The sequence below is a fragment of the Bacillus sp. FSL K6-6540 genome (genome assembly GCF_038007545.1).
Map to the genome: position 1 here is coordinate 3,439,375 of NZ_JBBOXH010000001.1, position 14,312 is coordinate 3,453,686.

A 14,312-nucleotide genomic window follows, 5' to 3' on the forward strand; every position below is an offset into this window, starting at 1 on the left:
GTCATATCCTAACATGGCTGAACAAGATCATGCCATCGGCGCGATCCCGTTCAGCATTTTATATGAGATAAACGCAAACGTTAGGTTTTACATTTGAACCCGGCTGATATATGATATAACGTGGATATTGATTATCCGCTTTAAATATGAATAGCATTTTAAACCAAATCCATACCGTAAAACGAGGTGCTGTTTATGCATATGAAAACCGGCGTGGAACAGTCCGTATATGCCCTGGTTCTGCTCAACATGTTGCCGGACAGGGCGGTGCTGCCCGGGGAAGCGATCAGCCAGCAGCTGGGAACTTCCGTGACCTATTTTCAGAAATTGTTGAGAAAGCTGGTAACCGCTGATCTGATCACGTCCGTCCCCGGCATCAAGGGCGGATTCAGATTAAGGAAGAAACCTGAGGATATCCGTGTATACGACGTTTACCTCGCGGTGGAAGGACAGCAGTCCCTATACTCGTCCCACGGAATTCTCGTAGACATGCTCGACCTGCAAAAAGAAGAGAGCTGCTGCCTGCTATCCGATTTGATGGAAGAAGCCGAGTCTTCCTGGAAAGCTGTATTAAAGCGAGAGACCATCGCTTCGTTGTCGGAGGAAATGCGCGGAGAACGCTTTAAGGATAAAGTTCGCGCCTTGGAGGAATGGATCAGCAGCAAAATGGTCATCTAATCGAACCGAAGAAGGGAAGATATCATATGAGATTAAGCGTACTGGATCAAGCTCCCGTCACCAGCGGCAATACGGCGGAAGGCGCATTGATGAAAGCTGAAGAACTGGCTGTTCTGGCCGATGGATTGGGATACAGCAGAATGTGGATGGCCGAGCATCATGGAGGACATACGTTTGCCAGCTCCGCCCCTGAAGTGACGGCCGCCCGGCTTGCGGCAAAAACCGAGCGGATACGCATCGGCACCGGCGGCGTCATGATGATGCATTATTCTCCACTGAAGCTCGCGGAAGTATTTAAGACGTTAAGCGCATTTACGCCAGGAAGGATTGATTTCGGCGTAGGTCGTGCGCCAGGCGGCGATACGAGTGCCATGTACGCTCTATCCGAGGGGCGGCAGCTGATGCTTCATAACATGTATGACAAGCTCTCCGTCACCATGCAGCTTCTTCGCGACCAGGTGCCGGAAGATGAACTGTATGCCACGAATGCCGCCGCGCCTACGGGAGTCGCCCTGCCTGAAGTGTGGCTGCTCGGCTCCAGCGGCAACAGTGCGCTGCAAGCGGCACAGATGGGGGTCGGTTACTCCTTCGCACAGTTCTTTAACGGAGCGATGAGCATAGACATATTGGACCATTACCGAGATAACTTCCAACCATCCCCGTTCATGGAGAAGCCTGAAATTAACGTATCCTATATGGTGACAACAGCGGAAACAAAGGAAGAAGCGGAGTATGAAGCGCTGCCGCAGGATATTTTCCGGCTGATGATGAGCAAGGGCCGAATTACGCAGGTGATGACACCCGAAGAGGCTCAGAATGTATCTTTATCGGAGATTGACCGGATGGCTATCCAGGAAGGGCGCAAAATTCATCTGGTGGGAGCGGTAAAAGACATCGCGGCCCGCTTACAGGAAGAGCAAGCGCACTACGGATTCCAGGAAGCGATGATATGCAGCATTCCGCATTCGCAGGAAAAGCGGCTGGAAGTGTATCGCCTGCTCGCACGTGAACTGCTGTAAATCATGGTTTTGAGAGGGCAGGCGGAAGCCTGTCCTTTTTCGATTGACGAAAATATCGTATCCCTTAGATGCGTGTTGATGCTAGAATAGTAAAAAATCGTTTATACATAAAATCAGCAGTTAGGAGTAATTATGCCTTTTACATTCGCGCATCCCGTCATCACGATGCCGTGGTGGAAGAAGAAGTCGTTACCGGTGTCCGCGCTCATTATCGGGTGCATGGCGCCGGATTTTGAATATTTCATCCGCTTTCGTGCGGCTGGCGTGTGGGGACATGAGGGTCCGGGTATTCTTTTATTCAATCTCCCCTTGATATTGCTGCTGTACGTTGTGTTTGAGAAGGTCATACGTCCCGTTCTGCACGACTATTTACCTTCATGGTTCCCGTACCGCTGGCAGCGGGATGGCAAGCTTCCAGCCTCTCCCATAGGGTGGCTGGCCGTAATCCTCTTAGGACTGGCAGGCGTTGGCACGCATTTGCTCTGGGATCAGTTCACGCACAAGGGAGCATGGATCGTCAATCAGATTCCGCTCCTTACGGAAATGCTGCATATCGGTGCCTTACAAATTCCGGTGTACAAATTAGGCCAACACGGCAGCACCCTATTTGGCTTGGTCCTGACCGCATGGTGGATTCACCGTCATTTGTACGTATCGCCCCCGAAAAGAGCGCATGCGCATCCGGTTATAACCTTTTGGTCCGTATTCGTTACGGTCTATATCCTTGCAATGTTCACGGCCATGTTGACGGTTGTAGAAGGGAGGGGACTGCCCTATGTATTGCAGCTTGTCGTCCCGGCCATTAGCAGCTTTCTGCTCGCACTGCTTGTAACCTGTCTCCTTTTTTGGAATACGGCCAGACGAAAATAACGAATCCAGCAAATTAACCAGAATTCATTGTGTAGGAGGGGCCATTATGGTAACCATTGAGCAGTACACCCTTAAGGGGATCCATTTCTTAAATGAAGATGCACTTATAATTCATGAGCAGGCGGGATTGTACGGCGTGTTAGACGGGGTATCCTCCGTGGTTCCCTACCTCAGCGACAAGAAGGAAACGGGAGGGTACCTTGCTGCTCAAGCGGTGAAGAACTTTTTTGAATCACTGGATCAAGTGGAACAGCTTGCGGAGCATGCTGCGGCAGCAAACGATAAGTTAAGAGAACTCATGCAGCAAGCCCATGTCGATATGGAGAAAAAAGACGGGCTCTGGGGAACGGCTCTTGCTCTCGTACGAATTCAGGAGGAACGGGTGGAATTCCTGCAGACCGGTGACTGCATGATCCTTGCCGTTTACCAGGACGGGGAGGTTCGGCCGTTAACCTGGAGACAAGTGGCTCATTTGGAAACTCCAGCCATCGCAAAATGGGAGGAAGGCGTGAATCTGGGACTGACCCGTCAACAAGAACTCCATGGCACGGTAATCGATATCATTAGGGAGAACCGCTTTAAGAGCAACGTGAATGGAGGCTACGGCGTCTTGAACGGGGAACCCCGTGCCGTTGATTTTCTCGAATACGGAAAAATCAATAGATCCCGATTAGCCCATCTAATTCTATTAACGGATGGTTTATTCTGGCCTGTGAACGATGTGCCGAGCGATCAATCCTATTGGGACTACATCGCGCAGCGTATACTCTTAAACGGCCTTGAACAGTATACGCATGAATTACAGGATATCGAAGAGGCTGACCCGGAGTGCTTAACCCATGCAAGATTCAAGAGATCCGATGACAAGACGGGCATGGTGCTTCATTTTAACGACCTATAGTTGGTCCATCGAACCTATAAGCTATGCAAAACTGCTGGTGAAAATGAGAGAATGGCATTTGGGTCAAAAAGAGAGCCGCAGTCATATGGTTGCCATGTCCGATCCGGATTAACTATACTCATACGATATAATAAGCGTGCTTTGCCTAACAACATTTTCATGTCGGAATCATATTTTATTGTAACGGCATGAAAGCGGGAGGTATGCAGTATGGGCCGAGGAGTGCAAAGTAAACGAAGACAGCAAGGGAAATCAAACAAAGCTACGGTTAAACAATTAGCGTTCATCGCAGCCATTTTGGTATTAATCGCCTCAGCCATAGGCCTCTACGTTGCTTATGATGACTTGTTTGAGGATGAAGGTGTGGAAATTGTCGTGTAGCCAAGCGCGTACGATCAACTTAACAAACAACATTTATTTCATCTTCATCATATATGACATAGGAATTCTACCTGCTTCAAAGCAAAGGCAGCCGTTCTTGACTCCAAGAAAAGGCTGCCTTAATTATGGATTCATTTAATGGCAGATCGTCTGGATATTGTTTCGTTTTGGGTCGAAGGGGCAGCAGGTCCATTTTGATGAGGGAGCAGCTTCATGCCGGCATGATTCAGATGGACTTCGACATGAACCTTTTCCAGAGAACCTGGATCCATCGGTTGGGGAGACGACTGATGGATTTTTTTCCAAAGCCGGGTGTCCTTCTTAAACAATACGTGCTCCAAGCTGTACAGGTCTGTCTTTGAAGCAATCCCATTCTTAAACGTGGACAGAATCTCCTCCTGTACTTCCGTGGCCGCCTGTTTTTCCATTTCAGTCTTAATCATGTCGTCGAGAGCTTCCACCACGTTGCCATTTAACTTCACGTAAATGCTGTATTGGGGCATTCCGTTGACAATGTTCAATTTCTTGCGAATTTTAGGGTTCGACAATACGACGATCCCCGCGTATTCGCCGCTCTTATTCGTAATCATGACAGGAGAGCGTTTCGTATCGGTTTCCATCCAGCGCAGACCGGTAAGCTTGTCATTGGTGAAGAAGCCATTCAATTTCTCTTTGGAAATAGCGTATACTCCGTTAATCACCAGCTTCGGATTTTCTTTTTGATTTAGACTCCAGGTCCCTTTATCGATCGATAGATTAGGAAGAAGTACCGTGCTTGCCGGTTCTGTGGTCAACGCCATAAAATCAAAATATCGAATCGGTACGACATAGGATTTCTGTCTATACTCTTCAGAAGGTTCATGGGCTAACGTATTCAACGGGGATAGATTGAAGAAAGCAGTAACATTAAATAATTGTTCGATGGAGTCTTTTGTTCCAAATACCCATGGCGTCATCCGAATTTCTTGATAACGGCCGATCGTATCCAGTTTGGTTAGGACATTGGATTGTAAGACGGAGTCACTGATGAGAATACAAGAGATATGGCTCCAGCTCGTGCGTACCTGCGCTGAATCATAGATGGCGTTAACCGCCATATCGAACGTTTTGCCTCTAGTTTTGGAAGTCCATACTTGAGGGGGGGTATCCGTTTTTCCCGATTCGTTTTTGGCTACGGACGTAAAATCCATCATCTGGGTGTAAACAACAAAATCACCGTCTTCTTGATCGATGCCGATGGCGGTGATGTAATTCATGTCTTGTATCTCCTTGATGTCCCAGCAGCCCGTTAGCATATTGAGCATAACCGTTAACCATATTAATTTTAGGATAATGGTACAGTTTCTCATCTCACGTAGGTTCCCTTTCTTCAGATGTGTTATCTATATTCTGCAGCATATCCGGTCGGTTTTTGTTGAAAGCCCACGGTTTTTTCAAGAGGGCATTCATCAAATCCTTGAAGGTCAGCGGCGATAGAGGAGCAAGGTACGGAAGTCCGAAGGATTCCAATACGGAGAGGTAGGCAACGATACTGAATAAACCGATAAAGAATCCCAGCATGCCAAGCAACGAAGACCATATCAGCACATACAGCCGAATAATGCTGACCGTTCCGCTCAATGTCTGGTTTACCAATGTAAACGTTGCGACTGCCGTCGTTGCAGATACGACCAGCATAGTGGGCGACGTTAAACCCGCGCGTATGGCAGCATCACCGATAATGAGGCCGCCTAAGACCGCGATGGTTTGACCCACAGCTTTCGGCAGCCTGACGCCAGCCTCCCTGAATAATTCGAACATGCCCAGCATCAATAAAATTTCCATTGGCGACGACAACGGAAGCCCGAATCGGGAGACGGTGACGGTCGCAAGAAGCAGAAAAGGAAGCTGATCCATGTTGTAGCATGTCAAGGCAACCCAAAACCCCGGAAGCATTATGGCAAGAGATAAACCTATCAACCTTAGAAGCCGTTCAAATATGACAAAGTGGTAAGGAAAATAGGAATCTTCAGGCGACTTTAACAACTCCAGCAAGTTGCAAGGCGCAATCAATGCCATCGGCGACCCGTCCACAAGAATGACAAAACGCCCTCTTAGCAAGCACTCCACGACGAAATCCGGTCTTCCAATGTAATCCATTTGTGGGAACAGGGATAAGGTCGAATCGGAAAGGGCTTCCTCCAACTGGCCGCTGGTTACTAGCGCATCGACATGGATGCCTTTTAAGCGCTCCTTTGCCTCGTTGATAAATTCCGGGCGTATGATATCGGAAATATACAGAAGAGCTACTCTGGTCTGGCTGCGATCGCCAATCATCATTTGCTCATTGTGGAGTGTGGCTGTACGCAATCTTTTTCGAACGAGTGCCACGTTCATGTTAAGATCTTCCGTAAAAGAGTCGCGTGCCCCTTTGATGGCCACCTCTGTATTGGACTCATCAGGTTGTCTATTGGGAAGCGAGGCAATATCAATGGAATAAAAGCACTTCTCTTTTGAAAAAAATAGGATCATTCGTCCGGCAAACAGAAGTTTAACGACATCGGCAGGCTGCTTCACTTTGCTCCATTCCATTGATTTATCCAGTTCTCTGGCTAAAGGTTCCCAATCCTTGAAGTGTTCCAGTTTTTCTTCCAAATCCGGCAGCACATATTGTGTCATCAGCATGGTATCAACCATACCTTCGCTATACAGCAGCAATACGGGGATAGCATCTTCATGATTTCCTGGGAAAGATTTGATGATGACATCCGCGGAGTTGGCAAACATGGATCGCAGGGCTTCCTCATCCAATGCGTCGGAAGCAGGTTGCCGGTCCACTGCGACCGAGGATGGTTTCTTTTTTCGGCGGAACATGCTATTTCGATTTCTGTAGTTTGACATCATCTACCCTCCTTTGGTATTAGCTCGAAATGTGACAGCAATGGCAATCAACAGCGTCAGCGAAGAAAGGAAGACCAGGTAGGATGGCGAATATTTGCCCAGCACGAATAACTCGATTTGCCGATCGATGACCGGGATCAACGAGATGATGGATGTGGCAACACCCATCCCTAACAGGTACCACAAGCGCCGTTTGGTTTTTTTAAAGGAAATGCCGTCCGCAATAATAAACAGGAACAGGGATATACGTATTAACGTCCCCGATATCCATTGGTACAATGCCAGAAAATCGACATGGGTGATATATTTCGTTATGGTGACCAGCATCCACTGTTCGTAAGCGGGATAGCGGGATTCCATGGCGGGAACAGGACCGAATGTGGCAATAGCTCCCATCAACGGTCCCAGCGTGAGACCTCCCAGCAAAATAGACAATATGACGATCGAGAGGTATTTCATCTTTCGTTTCATGTGATGCTGAAGATAGATCAGTACAATCATCTCCATGAATCCACCGCCGGCCACGAGCATGCTCTTAAGCATGGGCGTATAACCTTCCAAGAAGAGCGGCGTCAACAAGGTATAGTCTTTATATTCCAAATTAGAAACGGCGACAAAATGGCCCAACACCCATACAATGGGAAGCAAGATTCCCGATATGATGGCTATCGAGCGAATGCCGTTATTCGCCACATACACGCATAGGAGGATAATGGTGAGCGAGACGACTGTTTTGGGTGTTTGCGGCAGGTAGGTGACCTGAATCCACGTCACCGTTTCTCGCAAAATCACCATGGACATCCAGAAAAAATAGAGCGTTGTTAAGCTAACGAAGATCCAGCCTATCACGGGTCCGAAGCTGTCTTTGAACCATGCGAAGATGGATTGTTGTCGGGTCCGCTTCATAATGAAAAACAAGATATACACCCAGCCAATATGCAGGATCATGGTTAGCAACGTGCCCATCCACGCGTCCCGGCCTGCTTTCTGCAGAAGAAGCGGAATCAGGACAACGTGATTGGTGATGCCCAAGGACAGCAGCATGATGAAGTAAACGTCGATTAAGGATATCTTTTTAGTTGCGGCCATAATACTAATCTCCATATGAGGGAATACATGCTAATTCGATACAGTGAGTATTCACCATTTGCCGTATTTTATGTATGGTGCGAGGAAGCACAGCCGTAATATGGCTGCGAGTCGTATGGGGGAGAGGATCTTATTCGCCATGTGATTGCCGACTGCAATAGAGTAGGGAAGAGAATCGGACATCAGATCGGCTGTCGAAACGATGTGGTTTTTGCGATTACCCAAGAAATAATTCAGCCGCTTCTCACAGATCCAAGCAGGCAAGGAACCATATTTTCCTTTTAAGAGATAAAGAGATGCGAGGAGAGACGGAGTACTTTATGAAGGCGGTCCGATGTTATTGGAGGCACAGTTCCGATTGCAGCATGATGAAGGACAAGAGATGATTAATGATATTAATCAATTAATTCATGGCATTAATTATATATAATTAATGATATTAACTACATATAGTTAATGCTATGAAATATAGCAACAGACCCCGCGTTAATAAAACAGGCAGCGCAGACCCGATTGGATCGGGCCTGACGCTGCCTTGAGAAATATGCAGTTCGCTTAACAAGACATCATCATTTCTTGCTTGCCGGCAAGCCGTAGCTTTCGCGGATCAAGGAGAAATAGTGATCGGCGCGTACAACTTTGAAGTCTGTTCCAAGCTGTTCGGTTAGAGCCAGCGCATCCGACGGAGTCATGCTCCAGGCAAGCATGCCGAGGGAAACGAAGAGCGGTGACTTACCGTCCCAATTCGCTTTGGCCTCATTCAGGACCTGCAATCCGTCCTGCACGGTGCTGATCCCGCGGATCGTTGATACGGGCAGGCTGTCGCCAACGATTTCAACCCCGTATCTGTCTTCATAGCTAATAAATAAACCGGGTACGTTATATTCCTCCTCATATGCTTTGGCTTTAAACGGAGATAACGGCACATTCTCGCTATCGACTCGATTCAGAACATAAGGGATCGTCATTCCCGTCTTTTTCAGGTATTTCTCGGTAGACCGCAAGAACTGCTGAAAGCTTGCATCCGGCCATGGGCTTGGGTAAAAATATCCGGCACCGGACGGCCCGGCAATCAGCAAATCGTTCTCTGTAGCCGAATTGAGATAATAATTCAATATCGCTGGAGCACCTTCATAAAGCAGCGGGCTGGAGGTCCAGTTGATCGGGACTTTGCCGCGAGCCGGGTCATCCCACATGACGCGCATGCGATGCTGGTTGTATTGGAAGTTGTCGCCTTCCGTAAAAGTATACGTTACGTAAATCTTATTCTCCAGGGCCGGCTGTGGAGGTGTTTTCGCCAGCTTGAAATTCGGCTTGGTTCCCGAGAAGACAGTCAGATTGCTGAACCAGTCGGCCGCCAGCACATAAACGCCATAACGGGAAGCGATCTCGACGGAACTGAACTCGCCTTCCACATCGTTGCTGAACCAGCCGAGATACGGGGTGCCCGGCTTCACACCGGACAGAATTTTTTCGAACAGCGCTTTTTGCTCAGGCACATTGGAATCCAGCCAGAATACCATCGCTTTGTTGGCTACGGCATAATCTCTTAAATAACCATAGGGTTCCTGCTGCTCAGCAGATAGCGGACGGATATTTCCCGCGGAAACCTTATACTGGTTCCACATATCCACTTCGGCGGTCAGGTTCTTGGTTCCGGCAGGAGGGGTGAATTCGTACACAAAATAACTGCCGTTATCGGCGAAGCGGTGACCGCCCTGTCCTTCACTGAACTTGGAATTTTGCCGATCATATAGATAGGCCTCTTCTTCCGGTGTACCTGCGATGAAACTCGCAATCACGTTGCCGTCGGCCTTAACCGTTACTTCGTGTACGGCAGGGCCCCAACCATCCTGGGTGAAAGCATCGTCGAACCGAAGATATACCTCTGATTTTCCCAAGAGAGAGGATAAATCAAGCTGGTAAGTATCACGATTGCTTGCATCGCGAATCTGCTCCTTCTCCTCTGCAATCGTTACAAACGATTCCGGGAGGCCGGAAGGAATTCGGATCGCCGTATCCGGATCCAGTCCGACTAACATCTGATGATTCGTCTGCTTCCACAGATTCTCGTACTGCCAGGTGTAAGCTTCGAGCCGGTTATCGAATTTGCCGCGCAAATCATCCAGCGTCTTCAAGTTATAAGGGGCTTTGGACAATTGGGCGGCCAGCTCCGGACTGGCAACGACAGCCTTCTTCAGTCCTGCGAGGGTGGTGGCGACATTAATCGTGTCGGGAACTTCCGGATCATATACAATCATGCCTTTGGCTTCGCCACGATAAGCAGCGAATACGTCCCAATAGTCTTCATGAAGCGTATAAGGCACGTTTATATCTTCAAGCCAGGTCATTTTCCCTTCTTCCTGGGACTCAATCAAATAGATTCGGGGCTGTTCCCTGTTAACGATTCCCTGCAAGGTCCCTAATAGCAATTTAATGTCACCTGGAGCATCATAAATATCTGCGGCATCCAAATGCTTCGGTTTCTTGAAACTTGGCAGTTCGCGGTTATCGGAGCCGTCGGGTTTGGCTGGCCATGCATCCGTTCCCGAAGCAAAAGCTGCGCCGCCGCTTAATGAAAAAGCACAAAGGATGGCTAAACAGAGAATCGTGAATCTACGGGCCATGGCGAATTCACTCCTTGTTATGTTCTGTTGTCAACTGGAAGCGCGTGCTCATCCGTAAACATCCAACCTCCTTTTTTCGGTACCATACCGTGCAGCACACTGCTTACCAACACATATTTAATATATTCAAATATTATTTTACAAGAGGTTCGACAAAACTTCTTATAATTCTTGCAAATCAGGCATGTTAAACGCTATTGCATCAAGGGGTTGTCGTAACAGTCGTTGTCAGCTCATGCTTGTTTATTGCGCTTGTATGTGTAAGGATATATTATATATTTCAAATATCATGAATGAATTGGTGATGTGATTAGAATGAGTACAAATGATCGAATTCCGTTGTATCAGCAAATCCAGGACTATATCCGACACGTCATAGCATCAGAAAATATGAAGCCCGGTGATCGCATTCCGACAGAGAAGGAGCTGATGGACCAGTTTCATGTCAGCAAGATCACGGTTGCCAATGCGCTGACGGGATTAGCGAACGAGAAATTGATTGCCCGCGTGCCGGGCAAAGGAAGTTTTGTTGCGGAAGAAGCGGACTTCTCACCCGGTAACCAGCCGTTGGCTTCGTCGCTCAAGGGAAAAGAGAGGACGCTGGCAACGGGCATGATTGGCGTGATTATGCCCACGATTCATGATTACTTTGCCATGAGACTCATCGAGGGAATCGAGCAGGCTCTGAATGATGAAGGTTATCGAAGCATGATCATGCTGACCGACGGCAAACTCGACAAGGAAAAAGACGCCATCAAGGATCTGAAGGCTCTCGGAGCCGAAGGCCTGCTGATTTTCCCGATCGACGAGGAGAACTACAACGAGGAGATACTGGGCATGAAGCTGTCCGGTTTTCCTTTTGTGTTGATCGACCGGTATTTGCCTGGCGTCGAGACTCATTATATTGCCGCCGATGGCAGGCGGGGCACCCGGCTCGCCGTTGAGCATCTATGGGAGCTTGGGCACCGGGATATCGCCATCTGCTCGGATTCCCCCCTTCAGACCGTGACGGTTCAGGAGCGGATCGAAGGGTATATCGATGCATTGAAGGACAAAGGCGCGCTCATCAATCCGGCGCATATGATTACGGATTTCAAACCGCTGAACGTGCTTAAGGATGCGGAAGCGCACCCATTGTACCGATACATTCGAAATCGCATGGTAACCGCCTATATTTCGCTTAACGGGAGACTGGGCGTGCAGATCTATCAGATGGCAAAGCAAGCGGGGCTTAGGGTCCCAGAGGACGTATCGATCGTCAGCTTCGACGATCCGACTTCCATTGTGGAGGAATTCAGCATTTTCACCCATGTCAAGCAGTTTGAGCGGGATATGGGATATCAAGCCGCCGGCAAACTTCTGGAAGTGCTGCGCGGCTCAGGCGAAGGCAAGAGTTACAGCAAAATGCTGATTGAGCCTGAGCTTGTGATCCGCCAAACATCCGGCCGCGTTCCACGAACTTAATATCCATGCGAAGAATAAGCCTTTTCCGTCATCCAACGGAGAAGGCTTTTTTGGTTTGTCCAAAAAACATATTGAATATATTTATATTATATATTATATTCTAGAAAATGATGGAGGTTCATGAAGTGAAAGTACATTTAACCTGAGCAGGGAGGTTTAAACACGTGCCGAGAGATCGCAGGGAAGAACGAACCGGGTTTCAAGAGTCCGCACCGTATCACCCCGACTATGATCTTCAGACAGACTTCGTGATGGTGTACGGGATTGACGAAACCATGCCTGAGCGCATTCGGAAATGGAAAGAGAAGGGGTACGTCGTCCATCTCATGACCGGAGTCGCATGGGGGCAATACAACAGCTACCTGGATGGGGAGGTAGACGGCGTACCGCATTGGGATGAAGCCCAGAAGGATCGCCAAGGGGAGATGATCCTGCATGGCAAGCAACCGGTCATTCCTTACATGGTGCCTACGATTTCCTTTGGCCGCTTTATCGCGGACCGAATACGCATCGCGGTGGATGCGGGCGTGGAGGCCATTCATCTGGAAGAGCCAGAATTTTGGGTGAACGGAGGTTATTCGGAAGCGTTCAAGCGGGAATGGCAGCTGTATTACAAGGAGCCATGGATTCCGCCACATGCTTCACCGGACGCACAATACCGGGCTTCCAAATTGAAAGCGTATTTATATACCCGGGTGCTCGACCGGCTGTGCGCAGAGATGAAGGATTACGCGTTAAAGCGTTATGATCGAATCCTTCGCTTTTACGTTCCGACCCATAGTCTGATCAACTACACCCAATGGCGGATCGTCAGTCCGCAATCAGGGCTCGTGGAGCTCCCGTCCATAGACGGGTACATTGCACAGATCTGGACGGGGACCTCCCGGACGCCGAATGTATATGAGGGACTGCGCAAGGAACGGACGTTTGAAACCGCTTACCTCGAATACGGCGTGATGCAGGAGCTGGTTCGGGGAACGGACAGACGCATGTGGTTCCTGCATGATCCGATCGAAGACAATCCGAACCACACGTGGGCGGATTATCAGCAGAACTATCTAAAAACCGTGGTCGCTTCACTGCTGCATCCAGGGGTTTCCCATTATGAGGTCTCGCCATGGCCGCGGCGAATCTTTAAAGGGACTTACCCATCCCAGGACGGCTCAAGCAAAGAATCCATCCCGTCCGACTATGCAACGACGCTGCTCCAGGTCATGCATACGCTGGGCAATATGGACCAGAAAGTGATCGAATCGGAGGAAGACGCCTTGCAAGTCGGCGTTCTCATTGCAGACTCCGCGATGTTTCAGCGAATGAAGCCTGAGCCTGGAGCGCCCGATGCCGGGAAATATGACGGCACGGACCCCCAAGGATTTCAGGAGGCGGGGGACACGGAGCTACTCGATTTCTCTCCTTTTTACGGTCTGACGCTGCCCCTGTTGAAGCATGGCATCCCGGTTCGCCCGCTTCAGCTTGATAATGTAAGGCGTTATCCGGGTTATTTGGCTCCTTACCGCGTCCTTGTATTGAGCTATGAATTTTTCAAGCCGGAATATCCAGACCTTCATAATGCCCTCGCGCAGTGGGTGCGGGATGGCGGCGCACTGATCTATGTCGGCGATGACAGCGATCCGTACCACGGCATACGCGCATGGTGGAACACGGAGGTTGGGGTCGGATCGTTCAGCTCGAAATATAACTCCCCGCGGGAGCATCTGTTTGAGCAGCTTGATCTGAAGGGAGTAGCGGAAGGTATCCATCAGGCAGGAAAAGGCGTCGTATGCTGGCTGGATCAGCATCCGGCCGACCTGAGCTTGTCGAAGGAAGGGGCAGACCGGCTGCGCCGCGCCGTCCAGGCCACGATGGAGGCACTTTTCGGCACGGAACCGCCGTGGCATACCAAACATTATTTCAAGCTGCAACGCGGTCCTTATATCATTGCTTCGGTCCTGGAAGAGTCCGTCTCCGATAAAGACCTGACAATCTCGGGTCCTGTCGTGGACTTGTTCGATTCGAAACTCTCCGTTCATGATCAAATTTCGTTAAGCCCCGGGAAACAGGCGCTTCTCTATGATGTTGAAGCCGGACGTCCTTCCGGAGGCAGAGTGTCCATCATCGCAGCCTCCTCCAGAATCGAGGAGCTCGACCAATCGGACGCCGGTTTCCGATTCACGGCCAAGGGACCGGCCAATATGCAGGCCAGCGCGAGGCTGTATTGTCCGACCGAGCCGGCGTCCGTCCAGTACGTCATCGGGAATCAAGCGATGCCTGCCGACTGGGTATGGGATAGGGAGTCGTTAACCGTCCTGCTGAAGTACGAACACGGCGCGGCGAACCAGGCCGTGATTCTGGTGGATTGGATATCCCAATCCGTGACGGAACCTGCAGCCGACTGATGCAATA

At 49.4% G+C, this 14,312-nt stretch carries 11 protein-coding genes; 7 read left to right on the top strand and 4 right to left on the bottom strand.

Features of this window, described 5'->3' with window-relative positions; genetic code table 11:
• The first annotated feature begins 195 nt into the window (after nucleotides 1-195).
• From MHH82_RS15270 to MHH82_RS15290, 5 genes are all read left to right on the top strand, one after another.
• Nucleotides 196-678 (top strand): RrF2 family transcriptional regulator, encoded by a 483-nt coding sequence (locus MHH82_RS15270; RefSeq protein ID WP_251495557.1) that lies wholly within the window; start codon nucleotides 196-198, stop codon nucleotides 676-678.
• A 26-nt stretch (nucleotides 679-704) separates the two neighbouring features.
• The gene (locus MHH82_RS15275; RefSeq protein ID WP_251495560.1) at nucleotides 705-1,697 is read left to right on the top strand and encodes an MsnO8 family LLM class oxidoreductase; all 993 of its coding nucleotides are present in this window, start codon (nucleotides 705-707) and stop codon (nucleotides 1,695-1,697) included.
• Nucleotides 1,698-1,829: 132 nt separating this feature from the next.
• Nucleotides 1,830-2,567 (top strand): DUF4184 family protein, encoded by a 738-nt coding sequence (locus tag MHH82_RS15280; protein WP_251495563.1) that lies wholly within the window; start codon nucleotides 1,830-1,832, stop codon nucleotides 2,565-2,567.
• Between the two features lie 46 nt (nucleotides 2,568-2,613).
• Nucleotides 2,614-3,468 (top strand): protein phosphatase 2C domain-containing protein, encoded by an 855-nt coding sequence (locus MHH82_RS15285; RefSeq protein WP_340966564.1) that lies wholly within the window; start codon nucleotides 2,614-2,616, stop codon nucleotides 3,466-3,468.
• A 210-nt stretch (nucleotides 3,469-3,678) separates the two neighbouring features.
• Nucleotides 3,679-3,849, top strand: coding sequence for a hypothetical protein (locus MHH82_RS15290; protein ID WP_186326418.1), 171 nt, complete (start codon nucleotides 3,679-3,681; stop codon nucleotides 3,847-3,849).
• Nucleotides 3,850-3,980: 131 nt separating this feature from the next.
• Here MHH82_RS15290 and MHH82_RS15295 read toward each other — a convergent pair whose 3' ends face one another.
• From MHH82_RS15295 to MHH82_RS15310, 4 genes are all read right to left on the bottom strand, one after another.
• Nucleotides 3,981-5,198, bottom strand: coding sequence for a Ger(x)C family spore germination protein (locus MHH82_RS15295; protein ID WP_340966567.1), 1,218 nt, complete (start codon nucleotides 5,196-5,198; stop codon nucleotides 3,981-3,983).
• A gap of 1 nt (nucleotide 5,199) precedes the next feature.
• On the bottom strand, nucleotides 5,200-6,729 hold the full coding sequence (locus MHH82_RS15300) for a spore germination protein (RefSeq protein ID WP_340966569.1): 1,530 nt from the start codon (nucleotides 6,727-6,729) through the stop codon (nucleotides 5,200-5,202).
• 3 nt (nucleotides 6,730-6,732) lie between these two features.
• Nucleotides 6,733-7,818, bottom strand: a complete 1,086-nt coding sequence (locus tag MHH82_RS15305; protein ID WP_015735213.1) for a GerAB/ArcD/ProY family transporter — start codon at nucleotides 7,816-7,818, stop codon at nucleotides 6,733-6,735.
• A 569-nt stretch (nucleotides 7,819-8,387) separates the two neighbouring features.
• Nucleotides 8,388-10,445 (bottom strand): GxGYxYP domain-containing protein, encoded by a 2,058-nt coding sequence (locus tag MHH82_RS15310; RefSeq protein WP_340966571.1) that lies wholly within the window; start codon nucleotides 10,443-10,445, stop codon nucleotides 8,388-8,390.
• Nucleotides 10,446-10,760: 315 nt separating this feature from the next.
• On the opposite strand from MHH82_RS15310, the gene MHH82_RS15315 reads away from it, so the two are divergent.
• Together MHH82_RS15315 and MHH82_RS15320 are read left to right on the top strand one after the other, a co-directional pair.
• On the top strand, nucleotides 10,761-11,909 hold the full coding sequence (locus tag MHH82_RS15315) for a GntR family transcriptional regulator (RefSeq protein ID WP_015735215.1): 1,149 nt from the start codon (nucleotides 10,761-10,763) through the stop codon (nucleotides 11,907-11,909).
• A 164-nt stretch (nucleotides 11,910-12,073) separates the two neighbouring features.
• A complete protein-coding gene (locus MHH82_RS15320) occupies nucleotides 12,074-14,305 on the top strand; it encodes a hypothetical protein (protein WP_036663050.1) in 2,232 nt (743 codons plus the stop codon).
• Nucleotides 14,306-14,312: the final 7 nt, after the last annotated feature.